Origin of the sequence: Klebsiella sp. LY (assembly GCF_004010915.1) — a bacterium.
Lineage (GTDB): Bacteria > Pseudomonadota > Gammaproteobacteria > Enterobacterales > Enterobacteriaceae > Klebsiella > Klebsiella quasipneumoniae.
In genome coordinates this window covers 564,718-581,598 of sequence record NZ_CP022444.1, presented here as the reverse complement: position 1 = coordinate 581,598, position 16,881 = coordinate 564,718, and the positions used below count along the sequence as shown (strand labels likewise).

Genomic DNA, 16,881 nt, shown 5'->3' with positions numbered 1-16,881 from the left:
CACATCTTCGGAGGGAATGAGGCAACACGGCAAGGTATCGGAAGTGACGGAAAAGAAGACGGCTGTCTATGTGGATGACCAACAGCGCATCCTGATCCGCCAGCTGGCGCGCAGCTGGCTGTGGCGCAGCGAGCTGCCGACCTGGCTGCTGTTGGTGACGGTTTACGGCGGCTGGTTTGCCTGCGTGGCGGGCTGGCGGACGCTGGGCCTGTTTCCGGCCACGCTGCTGCTGATCTGGTTTACCGCCTGGTATATGTCCTTACAGCATGAGCTGATCCATGGGCATCCTACCCGGCTGGCATGGTTTAACCAGCTGCTGGGGACGCTGCCGCTGGCGGTCTGGTATCCCTATGGCGTCTATCGCGACAGCCATCTGGCGCACCATCGCAACCATCTGCTGACGCACCCCGAGGATGATCCCGAATCGTACTACGTGACCGCGGAAAGCTGGCAGCGTTTCTCAGCCTGGCAGCGCCGCCTTATCCACCTGCGCAATACCTTCTGGGGGCGTCTGCTGCTGGCGCCGCTGATGGATATCGTTCACACCCTGCGCAGCGCGCTGCGGGCTTTCCGCGAGGGCGACCGCCGCGCCATCGCCATGTGGAGCCTGCATCTGTTGCTGCTGACGGGCCTGCTGGCCTGGATGGCGGCGCAGGGTTTATCCCCGCTGTGGTTTGTGCTGGCGGTGAGCTACCCGGCGCTGGCCCTGACCAAAGTGCGCTCTTTTCTCGAACACCGGGCCGCGGATGACCCGCTGGCCCGCTCGGTGATCAACGAGGCCGGGCTCCCCTGGCGAGTGCTGTTCCTCAATCTCAACTACCATGCGGTGCATCATGACCTGCCAGGGGTTCCCTGGTACGCTTTACGTCAGCTGTATCTGCATCGCCAGACGGCCTATCTGCAGCGTAATCAGGGGTTCCTGGTGCGTGGGTACGGTGAGTGGCGACGCCATTTTAGCCGCCGGGCGGTGGCGGTGAACGCCCATCCGGGCTTTGGCGAGCAGGCGCAGGCGGGAGGAGAACATGGCTGAACGCATGACCTTTCCGATGTATGCCATCCACCGTCAACAGACCCAGGCTCTGTGGCAGGCGGTACAGTCGCTGCTGGCCGAACGCGGCGTGATGGTGGCGGGGGACCCGCCGGCGGATGACCCCGAGGATCTGCTGGCCCACTGGCGTCAGCCGAGGCTGTTGCTGAGTCAGACCTGTGGCTATCCGCTGGTGACCCAGCTGCCGGAGGTGCAGACGGTGGGCTGCTTCCACTACGCCGCGCCCGGTTGCGAAGAGCGCCGCTACCGCAGCCTGCTGGTGGTCCGCGAAGCGGATAGTCACCGGATGCTGGCGGACTTTTTTGGCCGCCGGGCCGTGTGCAATGCCGAGCACTCGCAGTCCGGCTACAACGTGCTGCGCAAAATGGTCGCGCCGCTCTCGCGGGAGGGGCGATTTTTTTCGGCTGTGGTGTTTAGCGGCAGCCATCGGCAATCGCTGCGCGAGCTGCAGCAGGAAAACGCCGATATCGCCGCCATCGACTGTGTGACCTACGCTCTGCTGCAGCGACATCAGCCGCAGGCCCTGGCAGGACTGGTGGCGATCGGCTGGAGCCCGGACGCGCCAGGGCTGCCGCTGATCACTGCCAGCGCCACCCCGGCTTCGACGCTGAACAGCCTGCGCGAGGCGCTCCAGCAGTTAGTGAGCGATGCGCGCTATCGTTCCCTGTGCGACGCCTTGCTGATCTGCGGCTATAGCGATATGTCGCGGGAGGCCTATGCTCCGCTGCTGGCGTGGCGGGATGAGGCCGCGGCGCAGGGAGTCAGCCAGCTATAGGTAAAATGCCCCGGCCAGCGATCTGCGCCGGGGCGGGTCATGGCAGACTACGGCGTCGGCGGTAACGCGGGGCGGGAAGGGGCGGTGAAGCGGTTTGCCACCGCCGGCAGACCGAGCTTTTCACGCAGGGTGCCGGGCGGATAGCGGTCACGCATGACGCCGTTACGCTGCAGAAGCGGCACCACCTGGTCAACAAAGCGGTCAAAGTCTCCCGGCAGCAGCGGGAACATCAGGTTGAACCCATCGGCGGCGCCCGCCTGCCAGGTCTCCGTTAAGGTGGCGGCAATCTCCTCGGCGCTGCCCAGCAGCAGCCAGCTATCAGAACTCTGTAATAACAACTTCCCCAACTCCAGCAGAGTGAGCCGCGGATCGTACTGGCGGATAAGCTTCAGCGCGGTACGGATGCCGTCAAAGCTCTCTTCATCAGGGAGCGGCGGCAGGGGCTGGTCCCTCGGCAGGGCGCTGAGATCCATTCGAAGATAAGAGGAGAGCAGATCGATAGCCATCTGGTCGCTCATCAGCTGTTCGTTAAGCTGCTGGCGGGCCGCCTTCTCCTCGTCGGAGTTCACCACCACCGGCAGGACCCCGGCGATGATTTTGAAATGGGCCGGATCGCGCCCGTGCTGGCGCAGCCGCTGATTCATCTCTTCGCGATAGGCCAGCCCCTCGGCGATCGAGTGAATAAACACGAAGTGCATATCGGACCAGGCGGCGGCCAGCGCTTTCCCTGCTTCCGAAGAGCCGGCCTGCACCAGCAGTGGATGGCCCTGCGGCGGGCGAGGGACGTTGAGCGGGCCGCGCACGCGAAAGTACTCGCCCTGATACTCGAGATGATGCACCTTGTCGGCATCGGCAAATAATCCGCGCGCTTTATCGAAGATCGCCGCGCCATCTTCCCAGGAATCCCACAGGCGAGTGACCACGTCGATGAATTCATTGGCCCGCTGGTAGCGCGTGCCGTGGCGGGGAAGCTGCTCCAGACCGAAGTTTGCTGCTTCTTCTTCCAGCCACGACGTGACCACATTCCAGCTTGCCCGGCCATTGCTGAGCAAATCCAGCGAGGCAAAGTAGCGAGCCAGGTTATAGGGTTCGTTATAGGAGGTGGACGCGGTGGCCATCAGGCCGATATGCTCCGTCACCGCGGCGAGGGCGGAGAGCAGCGTCAGGGGTTCAAGCCGGGCGTTGGCGTAGTGGGTCAGGCCGCTGGGCACCGTATCCCACACCGCGATATGGTCGGCGACAAAGATAGCGTCGAGGGTCGCCGCTTCGGCCTTGCGCGCCAGACTGGCGTAATAGTTGAGGGTAAATATATCCGCTTCAGGCGCGTCAGGGTGACGCCAGGAGAAACGGTAATCCCCCTGTGGGTTATAAAAGAACAGGTTCAGGATCATGTGTCGGGTAGACATAGCGTGGACTCGCGGCTGAACGCCATCCGTGGCGGAGTGAAGGTCAGTGTTGGGATAGGTTGGCATTAACCCACTGGTCGGCGACGGCCGCTGGATCTTTATGCTGAAGATCTACCTGCTGGTTGAGGGCAATCAGCGTGGCATTGTCCAGTTTGCCGGAGACCTCATTGAGCACGGCGCCGATCTCCGGCGTCAGACTGGCTTTGCGCACCAGCGGCACCACGTTCTGACTCGGTTGCTCATGTTTATCATCTTCCAGAACCACCCATTTCTCCTTCGCCAGATTGCCCTGGGTGGAGACGACCGTCGCGACATCGATTTTGCCCGAATTGAGCGCCAGCCGGGTCAGCGGCCCGCCCATGTCCAGCGATTACACCGCTTTGAACTCAAGACCATAGACGCGTTTCAGCCCCGGCAGGCCCAGGGCGCGTACCGCCAGCTCCGGCGGTCCGCCGATCACCAGCTGCGGGGCGACGGGCTTCAGGTCGGAGAGGGTGCGCAGATGGTATTTCTCCGCGGTCTCGGCACGTACCGCCCAGGCGGTGATCGAGGTGGCCGGGGCCGGGTTCAACAGAGTGAAATCGGCAGGCAGGACCTGAGCCAACTCAGCGCTGACGTCCTGCTGGCTGGTGGCCTCGGTTTTGCCGTTATAGAAATTGAGCAGGGCGCCAAGATATTCCGGAACGATATCGATCTCACCGCTCTGCAGCGCCGGAATAATAATTTCCCGGTTGCCGAGGTTGAGACGGGTGTTGGCCTCGATATGATTTTTCTTTAGCGCGCTGGCGTAGATGTTGGCGAGAATGGAACTTTCGGTAAAGTTGGCCCCGCCCACCGTGACGCTGGCGGCATAGGTGTAAACGCTCAGGCTGAACAGCCCGGCGGCCAGCAACGAGAGACGAAATCGACGGGCGGTGACGGCCTTGCCAAATAATTGCTTCATAATACCTCTTTTATTTTCAGGTTAATCAGCGCCAGGCGCTGGGGTCATGTCAGTGTCACGCTAATAAGGCGCGGCAATACGGCGATGAACCAGGCGGCCGGCGCAGCGGGCGAAAAGCAGTTCGCCGCCTATCGCCAGCAGGGAAACCACCAGCGAGCCGCCGATCACCTGCGGGATATCCCGTTGCCCGAGTCCGTCGATCAGAAATCGTCCCAACCCGCCCAGACCGGCATAGGCTGCGACCACCGCCGTGGCGATAAGCTGAACCAGCGCGGTGCGCACTCCGGCGAGGATCAGCGGCGCCGCCAGCGGGATCCGCACCTGCCACAGGCTTTGCCAGGGGGTCATGCCCAGCGCGATGGCCGCATCGCACAGCGGGCGGTCGGCGTGATAAATCCCCACCCAGGTGTTAGTGAGAATCGGCGGAATAGAAAGCGCGATAAGCGCCGCCAGCACCGGGATATCGTTAAAGCCAAAAACGATGATGCATAATAAAATCAGCCCTAACGAAGGGATGGCGCGGCCAAGATTAAACAGGTTGATCACCACGAAGGCGCCTTTGCGCCAGTAGCCCAGGGCGATACCAAGCGGCAGGGCAATGGCGCAGGCCACGGCCATGCTGACCAGCACGTAATAAAGGTGTTGGCCCAGGCGCAGCAGGATGCCCTCGTCGCCCAGCCAGTGCTCCGGCTGGGTCAACCAGTGAAAGGTGGCGAGAAGCAGTGTCATCATTTCGTCCACGGCGTTAGCCAGTCGCCGAGACGGGCGATCAGCCCGTCAAAGACCAGCGACAGCAGCAGGCTCAGGACCAGGCTGACGATAATCGGCGTCAGAAAGTCCTGATTAAAACCCGCCAGCAGCAGCTGTCCCAGCCCGCCCTGGCCGATCAGCGCGGTGACGGTGACCAGGCCGACCAGCGTTACCGAGGCAATGCGCAGCCCGGCAAACAAGGAGGGCAGCAGCAGCCACAGCTCGATATCGAAGAAGCGGAATCCCCGGGTGTAGCCGAGCGCCCGCGCCGACTCCAGCGCCGCCTGTGGCAGCTTTTCTATGCCGGCCAGCATGTTGCGCAACAGGATCAGCAACGAGTACAGCGTCAGGCCAATCAGCGAGGTAGTCAGCGACAGCCCGGTAAACGGCAGCAATAAAATAAATAGCGCCAGCGAGGGAATGGTAAACAGCACGCCGCAAAGGGTGATGAGCGGCTGCGCCGTCGCGGGCCAGCGCAGGGTAATGGCTAACAGGCCGCCGGTGAGCAGGGAGCCGAAAAGTAGCGCCAGCAGGACCATCCGCGCATGCTGCCAGAGGAGATCGCCGATCATCGCGCGGTTATCGATAACCCAGCCCCAGTCAATCATGAGGTCTCACTCCCACCGCGCCGTCGAGCACTTGCTGCAGCAGGGCGTGAGACACCGCCCCCTGGTATTGTCCTTCGCCATCCACATGCACCAGCACGCCGGTCGCCACGTCGAGCAGCGCGCTATAGGCAAAACGCAGGCTGTGGCTGCTGGCGAGCGGGCGCTCCACCGGCAGGGTGAGACCCCGCAGCGGATCAAACCAGTGCAGCGGGCGTCGCTGGCGGTCAAGCACCAGGCGCAGCGGGCTGGCCAGCGGTGGATGGGCGCTGGCGATCGGCGTTAGCGCTTCGTCGAGCAGGGGGACATCGTGACGCGGCAGCTGGCCGACCTGTATCATGCCCAGCCGCTTCAGATTGGGTTCCGGACCAATAAAGCGGCGCACGAACTCGCTTGCCGGGTGGGCCAGAATACGGTCGGGGGTATCAAACTGCGCCAGCACGCCGCCTTCCTGGAAAATGGCGATTTTATCGCCGAGACGGATCGCTTCATTGATGTCGTGGGTCACCAGTACAATGGTTTTCTGCAGCCGCTGCTGCAACAGCAACAGCTCGTCCTGGAGGCGTTCACGGACCACCGGGTCGATGGCGGCGAAGGGCTCATCCATCAGTAAAATCGGCGGATCGGCGGCGATGGCGCGGGCGATGGCTACGCGTCCCTGCTGGCCGCCGGAGAGCTGATGCGGATAGCGGTGCAGCAGATGGCTGTCGAGCGACATCAGCGCCACCAGTTCGTCAATGCGCGCGCGGATCCGCGCTTTGCTCCAGCCCGCCAGCCGCGGTACGGTGGCGATATTTTGCGCCACGGTACGATGGGGAAAGAGCGCGGCGCTTTGCATCACGAAGCCGATCTGGCGGCGGACCTGGATAATATCAGCGTCAGCGAGGCGGACGCCCTGAATATAGACGTCGCCGCTGTCGGGAATATCCAGCTGGTTAATCATGCGCAGGATAGTCGTTTTTCCGCAGCCGCTCGGGCCGACGAAGGTGCAGAATTCGCCATGATCAATATCCAGACTGAGGTTGCGAATGGCCGGCTGGGCGCTGCCTGGGTAGGTTTTGCAAAGATGCGTTAATTTAATCATGGTGGAATTCAACACTCTGAATAATAAAGTCCTGACCCGGATAAAGTAGCGCCGGGATCCTGGCTCAAACTACAGAGCGCCTGCGGGGAGGGCAAATACGTTATTTGCATTTGCATAGTGAAAAGCTGGTTAATCAGTTGCGGTGGAAGAAAAGCCGGAAGGTTGTTTTATGGATTTGTGATCGGCAACACAAATGACTCTCAAGCGGCCACCGTAAAAAATAAATTACCAGGGTTGATTTTAATCAAAGTATGACCGCCTGCGATAGGGCGGAAAAAGCCGTACCGTCCGCCGCACAAGAAAAACTAAATTGTGAATATAATGTTTCTTTGATGTAAATAATGCCTGTGCCCTTTTCCCGCCCGCCGCAGATAAAATGTGATGCCAAACCGACTTGTCGTTAAATAAGGGCGTTGATTACGTCTGCTTTTTATTCTTTACAGCATTAATTTAATTTTCGGCTCTCTTCTCACCCTGACAGCGTTGGTTAAATAGCGTGCAAAAGGCGTATTTTTTATCGCCATTCTGCCGTCGATGTTATTGCCATCAATTATTTTTATCCCCGCATTCGGTCACGACAAAAGGCGTGCAAATAGCGTTCATGATGCTTTTAATGTATTGATTTTAATTTATTTATTCTGACTTGTGACTCTTGCTCATCCGCCGCGGCGGAGCCTTTGTGAGAGCTCTCACATAACCCGGCGATCGCGATTTGTTACACTTTCCGCCGTCAACAAAGGAATGAAAGCGAGACGTGATGAATACTTTTTCTCTGCCTAAAACTCAGCATCTGGTGGTTTTCCAGGAAGTGATCCGCAGCGGGTCAATCGGGGCTGGAGCAAAAGCGTTAGGACTCACTCAGCCGGCGGTCAGTAAAATCATTGGCGACATGGAAAGCTATTTTGGCAGCGAGTTAATCGTTCGGCGAAATACCGGCGTCTCGCTCACCGAGGCCGGGCAGGTATTTCTTAACTGGTCAGAGACAATCACCCGTGAAATGAAAAATATGGTCAATGAAATGAATGCCCTGACCAACAGCACGGTAGTGGATGTCTCCTTTGGTTTCCCCTCGCTGGTGGGGTTTACCTTTATGTCGGAGATGGTGCATCAGTTCAAAATGACCTTCCCCAAGGCGCGGGTCTCAATGTATGAGGCGCAGCTCTCCGCCTTTTTGCCGGCAATCCGCGACGGCCGCCTCGACTTCGCCATCGGGACGCTGAGCGATGAGATGAAGCTGCAGGACCTGCACGTCGAGCCGCTGTTTGAGTCTGAGTTTGTGTTGGTGGCGAACCGGGCGCGGATCGGCAACGGCACCGTCCGCCTGGCCTCGCTCCAGCACGAGCAGTGGGTGCTGCCGGAGACCAATATGGGTTACTACAGCGAACTGCTGACCACCCTGCAGCGCAGCGGCATCCGCCGCGAAAATATCGTCAATACCGATTCGGTGGTGACGATCTATAACCTGGTGCTCAATGCCGATTTTCTGACGGTCATTCCCTGCGACATGACCACGCCGTTCGGCTCGAGCCAGTTTGTCACCATCCCCATTAAAGAGGCCTTGCCGGTGGCGCGCTATGCGGCGGTGTGGTCGAAAAATTACCGGCTGAAAACCGCGGCGGCGTCGCTGGTGGAGATGGCGAAACAGTATTCATCGGGGCAGGGCAACCGCCACTGGCAGCCAATAGAAATTGCCTGACTGATAGTTATTAAATAACCCAACACCCATCCTCGCTGTTATCAGCAGGATGACGCCCGGTTATTGACTTTATCTTAAGAAACAGAGGCCATCATGCATATTACCTACGATCTTCCGGTATCGATTAACGATATTCTCGAAGCGAAACAACGCCTGGCAGGAAAGATATATAAAACGGGTATGCCGCGCTCGAATTATTTTAGCGAACGCTGCAAGGGGGAAATATTTCTTAAATTCGAAAATATGCAGCGCACGGGCTCATTTAAAATTCGCGGCGCCTTTAATAAGCTCAGCGGGTTAACCGCGGCGGAAAAACGCAAAGGGGTGGTGGCCTGCTCAGCGGGCAACCACGCCCAGGGCGTCTCGCTCTCCTGCGCCATGCTCGGCATTGACGGGAAAGTGGTGATGCCGAAAGGGGCGCCGAAATCGAAAGTCGCCGCCACCTGCGATTATTCGGCGGAGGTGGTGCTGCATGGCGATAATTTTAACGATACCCTCGCCAAAGCCAGCGATATTGTTGAACTTGAAGGCCGTATTTTTATTCCCCCCTATGACGACCCGCAGGTTATTGCCGGGCAGGGCACCATCGGTCTCGAAATATTAGAAGATCTGTATGACGTGGATAATGTCATCGTGCCGATTGGCGGCGGTGGCTTAATTGCCGGCATCGCGATTGCGATTAAATCCATTAACCCGACGATCCGTATTATCGGCGTGCAGTCGGAGAATGTTCACGGTATGGCCGCCTCCTGGTACGCCGGAGAGATCACCAGCCATCGCCACGCCGGCACTTTAGCCGATGGCTGCGATGTCGCCCGCCCGGGGAAACTGACCTATGAAATCGCCCGCCAGCTGGTGGATGACATCGTCCTCGTCAGTGAGGACGACATTCGCCAGAGCATGGTCGCCTTAATTCAGCGCAATAAAGTGATCACCGAAGGGGCCGGGGCCTTGGCCTGCGCCGCGTTATTAAGCGGCAAATTAGACAGCTATATCCAGAACCGCAAAACGGTCAGCCTGATTTCCGGCGGCAATATCGATCTCTCGCGGGTCTCGCAAATTACGGGTTTTGTTGACGCTTAATTCAATACAGAAGTGAGGACAGGATATGAGTACGACTGAGAGCATTGCATCCAGCCAGACAAGCCTTTCGTCCTGGCGTAAATCTGACACCACCTGGACCCTGGGCCTGTTTGGCACCGCTATCGGCGCCGGGGTACTGTTTTTCCCCATCCGCGCCGGCTTCGGCGGGCTGATCCCGATCCTGGTGATGCTGGTGCTGGCCTATCCCATTGCCTTCTATTGCCATCGGGCGCTGGCGCGGCTGTGCCTGTCGGGGGCTAACCCCTCCGGCAATATCACCGAAACGGTGGAAGAGCATTTTGGCAAAACCGGCGGGGTGGTGATCACCTTTCTGTACTTCTTCGCCATCTGCCCGCTGCTGTGGATTTATGGCGTCACGATCACCAATACCTTCATGACCTTCTGGGAGAACCAGCTACAGATGCCGGCCCTCAACCGCGGGGTGGTGGCGCTGCTCCTGCTGCTGCTGATGGCGTTTGTCATCTGGTTTGGTAAAGACCTGATGGTCAAGGTGATGAGCTATCTGGTGTGGCCGTTTATCGCCAGCCTGGTGGTGATCTCCCTGTCTCTGATCCCTTACTGGAATAGCGCGGTGATTGACCAGGTGAACCTCAGCGATATCGCCTTAACCGGTCATGACGGCATTCTGGTGACAGTATGGCTGGGCATCTCCATTATGGTGTTCTCCTTCAACTTCTCGCCGATCGTCTCCTCGTTTGTGGTCTCCAAACGCGAAGAGTATGAAGCGCAGTTTGGCCGGGAGTACACCGAACAAAAATGTTCGCAGATTATCTCCCGGGCCAGCATGCTGATGGTGGCGGTGGTGATGTTCTTCGCCTTCAGCTGCCTGTTTACCCTCTCGCCGCAGAACATGGCGGACGCCAAGGCGCAGAATATCCCGGTGCTCTCCTATCTGGCGAATCACTTTGCCTCGATGTCGGGCACTAAATCCACCTTTGCCACCCTGCTGGAATATGGCGCGTCGATTATCGCCCTGGTGGCCATCTTCAAATCGTTCTTCGGCCACTATCTCGGCACCCTCGAGGGGCTGAACGGGCTGATCCTGCGCTTCGGCTATAAAGGGGATAAAACCCGCGTCTCCAGCGGCAAGCTCAATACCCTGAGCATGGTGTTCATCATGGGCTCGACCTGGGTGGTGGCGTATGCCAACCCCAATATCCTCGACCTGATTGAGGCCATGGGCGCGCCGATTATCGCCTCGCTGCTGTGTCTGCTGCCGATGTACGCCATTCGTAAAGCGCCTTCGCTGGCCAAATACCGTGGCCGTCTCGACAACCTCTTTGTGACCGCTATTGGTCTGCTGACCATCCTCAACATCGTTTACAAACTGTTCTAATCCGGCTCAGGCCACGCGGAGTAAAACATGACTGAATTTCCGGTAGTTCTGGTGATCAACTGCGGCTCGTCGTCGATCAAATTTTCCGTGCTGGACGCCGCCAGCTGCGACTGCCTGCTCAACGGCGTGGCCGAGGGCATCAACGCAGACCAGGCGTCTCTCTCGCTTAACGGCGGCAAACCGGTGGCGCTGGCGCCGCGCGGCTACGAAGGCGCCCTCCAGGCGATTGCCGGGGCATTAGCCCAACGCGACCTCATCGGCAGCGTGGCCCTGATTGGCCACCGCGTCGCCCACGGCGGCGACCTCTTCACCGAGTCGGTCATTATCAGCGAGGAGGTTATCGACAATATTCGCCAGGTGTCGTCCCTGGCCCCCCTGCATAACTACGCCAGCCTCAGCGGCATCGCCTCGGCGCAGCGGCTGTTCCCGGAGGTGATGCAGGTGGCGGTCTTTGATACCAGCTTTCACCAGACCCTGGCCCCGGAAGCCTTTCTCTATGGTCTGCCGTGGGAGTATTACCAGAACCTCGGGGTGCGCCGCTATGGCTTCCACGGCACCTCGCACCGCTATGTCTCCCGGCGCGCCCTGGCGCTGCTCGGGTTGCCGGAGCAGGAGAGTGGTCTGGTGATCGCCCACCTGGGCAATGGCGCCTCGGTCTGCGCAGTGCGCAACGGCCGCAGCGTAGACACCTCGATGGGGATGACGCCGCTGGAGGGGCTGATGATGGGCACCCGCAGCGGCGATGTCGACTTCGGCGCCATGGCGTGGATTGCCGCGGAAACCCGGCAGACCCTCAGTGACCTGGAGCGGGTGGCCAACACCGCCTCCGGCCTGCTGGGGATCTCCGGCCTTTCCTCCGACCTGCGGGTGCTGGAGCAGGCCTGGCATGAGGGCCATGCCCGCGCCCGCCTGGCGATCAAAACCTTCGTCCATCGCATCGCCCGCCATATCGCCGGCCACGCCGCCGCGCTGCAGCGTCTCGACGGCATTATTTTTACCGGCGGGATTGGCGAAAACTCGGTGCTGATCCGCCGACTGGTAAGCGAGCGGCTGGCGGTCTTTGGCCTTGAGATGGACGCCGCCCGCAACCAGCAGCCCAATTCGGACGGCGAGCGTCTGATCTCCGCCGACGGCAGCCGGGTGCGCTGTGCGGTTATCCCCACCAATGAAGAGCGCATGATTGCCCTCGATGCGATCCGCTTAGGCCGGATCCACACCGCGGCGGCGCTGGCCTGATTTTTTTATTCTGTAGAGAGACGATGTTCATGAAAGTAGATATCGACACCCACGACGCACAATACGCCGACGCCTGGCAGGGCTTTCGCGGTACGGCGTGGCAAACGCAGATTAACGTTCGCGACTTTATTCAGCATAACTACACCCCTTACGAGGGCGATGAGTCTTTCCTCGCCGACGCGACGCCGGCCACCACCGCCCTCTGGGAGCAGGTGATGGCCGGGATCCGCGTCGAGAACGCCACCCATGCGCCGGTGGATTTCGACACCAATGTCGCTACCTCCATCACCGCCCACGCGGCGGGCTATATCAACCAGCCGCTGGAAAAGATCGTCGGCCTGCAAACGGACCAGCCGCTGAAGCGCGCTCTGCATCCCTTTGGCGGCATCAATATGATCAAAAGCGCCTTCGAGGCCTATGGTCGCGAAATGGATCCTGACTTTGAGTATCAGTTTACGGCGCTGCGCAAGACCCACAATCAGGGCGTTTTTGACGTCTATTCCCCGGATATGCTGCGCTGCCGTAAATCCGGGGTGCTGACCGGGCTGCCGGACGGCTACGGTCGCGGACGGATCATCGGCGATTACCGCCGCGTGGCGCTGTACGGCATTCGCTTTCTGGTCCGCGAACGTGAGCTGCAGTTTGCCGACCTGCAGCCGGCCCTTGAACGCGGCGAGGCGCTGGAGGCCACCCTGCGCCTGCGCGAAGAGCTGGCCGAACAGCGGCGCGCGCTGCTGCAGATGGAGGAGATGGCGGCCCGCTACGGCTGCGATATTTCCCACCCGGCGCGCACTGCCCGTGAGGCGGTACAGTGGCTCTACTTCGCCTACCTGGCGGCAGTGAAGTCGCAGAACGGCGGCGCCATGTCGCTGGGGCGCACGGCCACCTTCCTCGACATCTATATTGAACGCGATCTGCGCGCCGGCTTACTGAATGAGGAGCAGGCCCAGGAGCTGATTGACCACTTCATCATGAAGATCCGCATGGTGCGTTTCCTGCGCACCCCGGAATTTGATTCGCTGTTCTCCGGGGATCCCATCTGGGCGACGGAAGTGCTGGGCGGCATGGGGCTGGATGGTCGCACCCTGGTCAGCAAAACCACCTTCCGCTATCTGCATACCCTGCACACCATGGGCCCGGCGCCGGAGCCCAACCTGACCGTGCTCTGGTCGCAGGCGCTGCCGGTGGCGTTTAAAAAATACGCCGCCCGGGTCTCTATCGCCACCTCGTCGCTACAGTATGAGAACGACGATCTGATGCGCAGCGATTTCCACAGCGACGACTACGCCATCGCCTGCTGCGTCAGCCCGATGGTCATCGGCAAGCAGATGCAGTTCTTCGGCGCCCGCGCCAATTTGGCCAAAACGTTGCTCTACGCAATTAACGGCGGGATGGATGAGAAACTGAAGATCCAGGTGGGGCCGAAAACCGCGCCGCTGCGCGATGAGGTGCTGGACTACGACACCGTGATGGCCAGCCTCGACCACTTTATGGACTGGCTGGCGGTGCAGTACATCAGCGCGCTGAACATCATCCACTGCATGCATGATAAATACAGCTACGAGGCGGCGCTGATGGCCCTCCACGACCGCGACGTTTACCGCACGATGGCCTGTGGCATCGCCGGCCTGTCGGTGGCGGCGGATTCGCTGTCGGCAATAAAGTACGCCCGGGTGAAGCCGGTACGCGACCATCACGGGCTGGCGGTGGACTTTGTCATTGAGGGGGATTATCCGCAGTATGGCAACAACGACGATCGCGTCGATGCCATCGCCTGCGACCTGGTGGAGCGCTTTATGCGCAAAATTCAGGCGCTGCCCACCTGGCGCCAGGCGGTGCCGACCCAGTCGATCCTGACCATCACCTCCAACGTGGTGTACGGGCAGAAAACCGGCAACACGCCGGACGGACGTCGGGCGGGGACGCCGTTCGCCCCGGGGGCCAATCCGATGCATGGCCGCGATCGCAAAGGGGCGGTGGCGTCGCTGACCTCGGTGGCGAAACTGCCGTTTACCTACGCCAAAGATGGCATCTCGTACACCTTCTCCATCGTGCCGGCGGCCCTCGGCAAAGCGCCGTCGGCGCAGGAAAATAACCTGGTGGGGCTGCTGGACGGCTACTTCCATCACGAGGAGACGGTGGAGGGGGGACAGCATCTCAACGTCAATGTGCTGAACCGGGAAAAGCTGCTCGATGCGATAGAACATCCGGAGCAGTATCCGAATCTGACGATCAGGGTCTCCGGCTATGCGGTCCGCTTTAACGCGCTGACCCGCGAGCAGCAGCAGGATGTGATCTCCCGAACGTTCACCAGCCAACTCTGAGCGGCCGCCGGGCCACAGGGGAGCCCTTAACGGGCTCTCCTGTTATCATCTTCACATTACCGCAACAAAATAATCACCACTGTTGATCATATTCGCATTTTTGCACCACGCTGGCGCGCAGCGAGCGCTAACTGCATCTATGTTTAGCTCACGGGCCGGTACGGATACCGCGTTGTCCGGCTCGCCACGTGATGGCAACCAATCTCCTGACCTGAAAGGGAATGCGCCCTTGCCGGATGCGGCACGGGTTGCCGTCGCGTGCGCACCGACCGGGGCGTCCGCTCTCCGGCGCGCCCTCTCTACCTGGCGGGATTTTTGCTTCTTCCACCCTGGCCGTCCTGGCGCTGCGCCTGCGTCGGCACCACACGGTAAGTGATATTTTCTGCGTCATTCCATGACGCCAGGCTCTAAATCGCTGAGGAATATCCGAATGTCTTTGAAACTGAAAACAATGACGCTTCATGTTGTGATAGCAGGTTGTATGAGCATGGCCTTTTACGCCCAGGCTGACGTGAAGATCGGCGTCGCCGGGCCCTTCACCGGCCCCAACGCTACCTACGGCGCCCAGTACTGGAAAGGGGCCTCGCAGGCGGTGGCTGATATCAATGCCGCCGGCGGCATCAAAGGCGAAAAAATTGTGCTGGTGCAGGGGGATGACGCGTGCGAACCGAAACAGGCGGTAGCGGTGGCTAACCGGCTGGTGGACGAAGCGAAAGTCTCCGCCGTGGTGGGGCACTTTTGCTCTTCCTCAACGATGCCGGCCTCCGAGGTGTATGACGAAGCCGGGATCCTGACCATTACCCCCGGCTCCACCAACCCGCAGATCACCGAGCGCGGCATGAAGGATCTCTTCCGCATGTGTGGTCGCGACGATCAGCAGGGGGCGATTGCCGCCAACTATATGCTGGACGTGCTGAAGGCGAAGAAAATTGCCGTCATCCATGATAAAGACACCTATGGCCAGGGGCTGGCCGATGCCACCCGCGCAGCGCTGGCGAAGCGGGGCACCAAAGAAGTGTTGTACGAAGGCCTCTCCCGCGGTGAAAAAGACTTTAACGCCCTGGTGACCAAGATCGGCGCCCTCAAGCCGGACGTGGTCTACTTTGGCGGCTGCCACCCTGAGGCCGGCCCGCTGGTGCGCCAGATGCGCGAGCAGGGGGTGCAGGCGAAGTTCTTCTCCGGCGACTGTATCGTCACCGAGGAGCTGGTGACGGCCGCCGGCGGGCCGCAGTTCACCAACGGCGTGCTGATGACCTTTGGTCAGGACCCGCGCACCCTCCCGGAAGGCAAAGCGGTGATCGAGAAGTTCCGCGCCAGCGGCTTTGAGCCAGAAGGCTATACCCTCTACGCCTACGCCTCCATTCAGGCTATTGCCGCGGCCTGGAACGCCGTCGGCACCGATAACGCCAAAGCCAGCGACTGGCTGAAGAACCACGACGTCGAGACGGTGATGGGCAAGAAAGCCTGGGATGGCAAAGGCGACCTCAAGGTGTCCGACTACGTGGTCTATCAGTGGGATGACAAGGGCAAATATCACCAGCTCTGATCGGCCACGACCTGAGGACGTTCTGTCCTTTTGACTTGCGAATCGTCACATGACGGCGGTCGACCGGGTACCCATCCCGGCGGCCGTCGGCCTGGCGGCTGGAGGGGCTATGACGGCGTTTTTTCTACAACAACTGATCAATGGGTTGACGCTGGGGGCGGTGTACGGCTTAATCGCCATCGGCTACACCATGGTGTATGGGATCATCGGCATGATCAACTTCGCCCACGGCGAGGTGTATATGGTCTCCGCCTACCTGTGCGCCATCGGCCTGGCGCTGCTCTCTTTCTTCGGGATCCACTCCTTTCCGCTGCTGATTTTCGCCACCCTGGTGTTCACCATCGTGGTCACCGGCGTGTACGGCTGGGCGATCGAGCGCATCGCCTACCGGCCGCTGCGCAACTCGACGCGCCTGGCGCCGCTGATCTCGGCTATCGGGATGTCGCTGATCCTGCAGAACTATGTCCAGCTGAGCCAGGGGCCGAACCAGCAGGGGATCCCGACGCTGCTCAGCGGCGCGCTGCGCATGACGGTGGGCGATGGGGTGGTGCAGATCACCTGGACCAAGGTGTTTATTCTCGTCGCGGCGCTGGCGGGGATGCTGATCCTGACCTGGATTATTCAGTACACCCGGCTGGGGCGCATCTGCCGTGCCACCCAGCAGGACCGGCGCATGGCGGCGATCCTTGGCATCAATACCGACCGGGTGATCTCCCTGGTGTTTGTCATCGGCGCGGCGATGGCCGGCCTGGCCGGGGTGCTGGTGACCATGAACTACGGCACCTTCGACTTCTACATCGGATTTATTATCGGCATCAAAGCCTTCACCGCCGCGGTGTTGGGCGGGATTGGCTCGCTGCCGGGCGCGATGCTGGGCGGACTGCTGCTTGGGGTGGCTGAAGCCCAGTTCGCCGGGCTGGTGAATTCGGATTACAAAGATGTCTTTTCCTTTGCGCTGCTGGTGGCGATCCTGATTTTTCGCCCGCAGGGGCTGCTGGGTCGTCCGCTGGTGGCCAAGGTCTGAGGGG

15 protein-coding genes and 1 pseudogene are annotated in these 16,881 nt (G+C 60.2%); 9 read left to right on the top strand and 7 right to left on the bottom strand.

Going from position 1 to position 16,881, the window contains the following annotated elements:
- Positions 1-43: 43 nt before the first annotated feature.
- Both CE636_RS05645 and CE636_RS05640 read left to right on the top strand, forming a co-directional pair.
- On the top strand, positions 44-1,030 hold the full coding sequence (locus CE636_RS05645) for a fatty acid desaturase (RefSeq protein ID WP_004203281.1): 987 nt from the start codon (positions 44-46) through the stop codon (positions 1,028-1,030).
- Positions 1,023-1,823 carry a phosphate/phosphite/phosphonate ABC transporter substrate-binding protein gene (locus CE636_RS05640; protein ID WP_017899868.1) on the top strand — a complete coding sequence of 267 codons (801 nt, stop codon included), beginning with the start codon at positions 1,023-1,025 and terminating at the stop codon, positions 1,821-1,823. The genes CE636_RS05645 and CE636_RS05640 overlap by 8 nt, the downstream gene beginning before the upstream one ends.
- 47 nt (positions 1,824-1,870) lie before the next feature.
- Here the strand turns inward: CE636_RS05640 and CE636_RS05635 are convergent, their stop codons facing one another.
- The 6 genes and pseudogenes from CE636_RS05635 to CE636_RS28570 all read right to left on the bottom strand — a co-directional run bounded on the left by CE636_RS05635 (position 1,871) and on the right by CE636_RS28570 (position 7,171).
- The gene (locus CE636_RS05635) at positions 1,871-3,214 is read right to left on the bottom strand and encodes an LLM class flavin-dependent oxidoreductase (RefSeq protein WP_223171748.1); all 1,344 of its coding nucleotides are present in this window, start codon (positions 3,212-3,214) and stop codon (positions 1,871-1,873) included.
- 58 nt (positions 3,215-3,272) lie between these two features.
- Positions 3,273-4,172, bottom strand: a pseudogene (locus CE636_RS05630) (ABC transporter substrate-binding protein).
- Between the two features lie 60 nt (positions 4,173-4,232).
- On the bottom strand, positions 4,233-4,901 hold the full coding sequence (locus CE636_RS05625) for an ABC transporter permease (RefSeq protein WP_004203269.1): 669 nt from the start codon (positions 4,899-4,901) through the stop codon (positions 4,233-4,235).
- Positions 4,901-5,530 (bottom strand): ABC transporter permease, encoded by a 630-nt coding sequence (locus tag CE636_RS05620; protein ID WP_004203268.1) that lies wholly within the window; start codon positions 5,528-5,530, stop codon positions 4,901-4,903. The genes CE636_RS05625 and CE636_RS05620 overlap by 1 nt, the downstream gene beginning before the upstream one ends.
- The gene (locus CE636_RS05615; RefSeq protein ID WP_017899866.1) at positions 5,523-6,611 is read right to left on the bottom strand and encodes an ABC transporter ATP-binding protein; all 1,089 of its coding nucleotides are present in this window, start codon (positions 6,609-6,611) and stop codon (positions 5,523-5,525) included. The genes CE636_RS05620 and CE636_RS05615 overlap by 8 nt, the downstream gene beginning before the upstream one ends.
- A gap of 437 nt (positions 6,612-7,048) precedes the next feature.
- A complete protein-coding gene (locus CE636_RS28570) occupies positions 7,049-7,171 on the bottom strand; it encodes a hypothetical protein (RefSeq protein ID WP_032447029.1) in 123 nt (40 codons plus the stop codon).
- 197 nt (positions 7,172-7,368) lie between these two features.
- On the opposite strand from CE636_RS28570, the gene tdcA reads away from it, so the two are divergent.
- The 5 genes from tdcA to pflB all read left to right on the top strand — a co-directional run bounded on the left by tdcA (position 7,369) and on the right by pflB (position 14,307).
- Positions 7,369-8,307 (top strand): transcriptional regulator TdcA, encoded by a 939-nt coding sequence (gene tdcA, locus CE636_RS05610; RefSeq protein WP_004203266.1) that lies wholly within the window; start codon positions 7,369-7,371, stop codon positions 8,305-8,307.
- A 93-nt stretch (positions 8,308-8,400) separates the two neighbouring features.
- Positions 8,401-9,390: a bifunctional threonine ammonia-lyase/L-serine ammonia-lyase TdcB gene (tdcB, locus tag CE636_RS05605; RefSeq protein WP_004203265.1), complete on the top strand. Its 990-nt coding sequence runs from the start codon at positions 8,401-8,403 to the stop codon at positions 9,388-9,390.
- Between the two features lie 25 nt (positions 9,391-9,415).
- Entirely contained in the window at positions 9,416-10,747 is a 1,332-nt protein-coding gene (tdcC, locus tag CE636_RS05600) for a threonine/serine transporter TdcC (RefSeq protein WP_004203264.1), read from the top strand.
- A 27-nt stretch (positions 10,748-10,774) separates the two neighbouring features.
- Complete coding sequence (gene tdcD, locus CE636_RS05595; protein ID WP_017899865.1) at positions 10,775-11,983, top strand: propionate kinase; 1,209 nt, start codon at positions 10,775-10,777, stop codon at positions 11,981-11,983.
- A 29-nt stretch (positions 11,984-12,012) separates the two neighbouring features.
- Positions 12,013-14,307, top strand: coding sequence for a formate C-acetyltransferase (gene pflB, locus CE636_RS05590; protein ID WP_017899864.1), 2,295 nt, complete (start codon positions 12,013-12,015; stop codon positions 14,305-14,307).
- Between the two features lie 51 nt (positions 14,308-14,358).
- Here the strand turns inward: pflB and CE636_RS28565 are convergent, their stop codons facing one another.
- Complete coding sequence (locus CE636_RS28565; protein WP_032425919.1) at positions 14,359-14,505, bottom strand: hypothetical protein; 147 nt, start codon at positions 14,503-14,505, stop codon at positions 14,359-14,361.
- A 289-nt stretch (positions 14,506-14,794) separates the two neighbouring features.
- On the opposite strand from CE636_RS28565, the gene CE636_RS05585 reads away from it, so the two are divergent.
- Both CE636_RS05585 and CE636_RS05580 read left to right on the top strand, forming a co-directional pair.
- Positions 14,795-15,853: a branched-chain amino acid ABC transporter substrate-binding protein gene (locus CE636_RS05585; protein WP_025999207.1), complete on the top strand. Its 1,059-nt coding sequence runs from the start codon at positions 14,795-14,797 to the stop codon at positions 15,851-15,853.
- A 109-nt stretch (positions 15,854-15,962) separates the two neighbouring features.
- The gene (locus CE636_RS05580; protein WP_017899862.1) at positions 15,963-16,877 is read left to right on the top strand and encodes an ABC transporter permease subunit; all 915 of its coding nucleotides are present in this window, start codon (positions 15,963-15,965) and stop codon (positions 16,875-16,877) included.
- The last annotated feature ends 4 nt before the right edge of the window (positions 16,878-16,881 follow it).

What these genes read in the sequence shown, in the direction of transcription:
- CE636_RS05640 (WP_017899868.1), top strand. Translation starts at nt 1,023, where the DNA reads ATGGCTGAACGCATGACCTTTCCGATGTATGCCATCCACCGTCAACAG.
- CE636_RS05635 (WP_223171748.1), bottom strand. Translation starts at nt 3,214, where the DNA reads ATGATCCTGAACCTGTTCTTTTATAACCCACAGGGGGATTACCGTTTC.
- CE636_RS05625 (WP_004203269.1), bottom strand. Translation starts at nt 4,901, where the DNA reads ATGACACTGCTTCTCGCCACCTTTCACTGGTTGACCCAGCCGGAGCAC.
- CE636_RS05620 (WP_004203268.1), bottom strand. Translation starts at nt 5,530, where the DNA reads ATGATTGACTGGGGCTGGGTTATCGATAACCGCGCGATGATCGGCGAT.
- CE636_RS05615 (WP_017899866.1), bottom strand. Translation starts at nt 6,611, where the DNA reads ATGATTAAATTAACGCATCTTTGCAAAACCTACCCAGGCAGCGCCCAG.
- tdcA (WP_004203266.1), top strand. Translation starts at nt 7,369, where the DNA reads ATGAATACTTTTTCTCTGCCTAAAACTCAGCATCTGGTGGTTTTCCAG.
- tdcB (WP_004203265.1), top strand. Translation starts at nt 8,401, where the DNA reads ATGCATATTACCTACGATCTTCCGGTATCGATTAACGATATTCTCGAA.
- tdcC (WP_004203264.1), top strand. Translation starts at nt 9,416, where the DNA reads ATGAGTACGACTGAGAGCATTGCATCCAGCCAGACAAGCCTTTCGTCC.
- tdcD (WP_017899865.1), top strand. Translation starts at nt 10,775, where the DNA reads ATGACTGAATTTCCGGTAGTTCTGGTGATCAACTGCGGCTCGTCGTCG.
- pflB (WP_017899864.1), top strand. Translation starts at nt 12,013, where the DNA reads ATGAAAGTAGATATCGACACCCACGACGCACAATACGCCGACGCCTGG.
- CE636_RS05585 (WP_025999207.1), top strand. Translation starts at nt 14,795, where the DNA reads ATGGCCTTTTACGCCCAGGCTGACGTGAAGATCGGCGTCGCCGGGCCC.
- CE636_RS05580 (WP_017899862.1), top strand. Translation starts at nt 15,963, where the DNA reads ATGACGGCGTTTTTTCTACAACAACTGATCAATGGGTTGACGCTGGGG.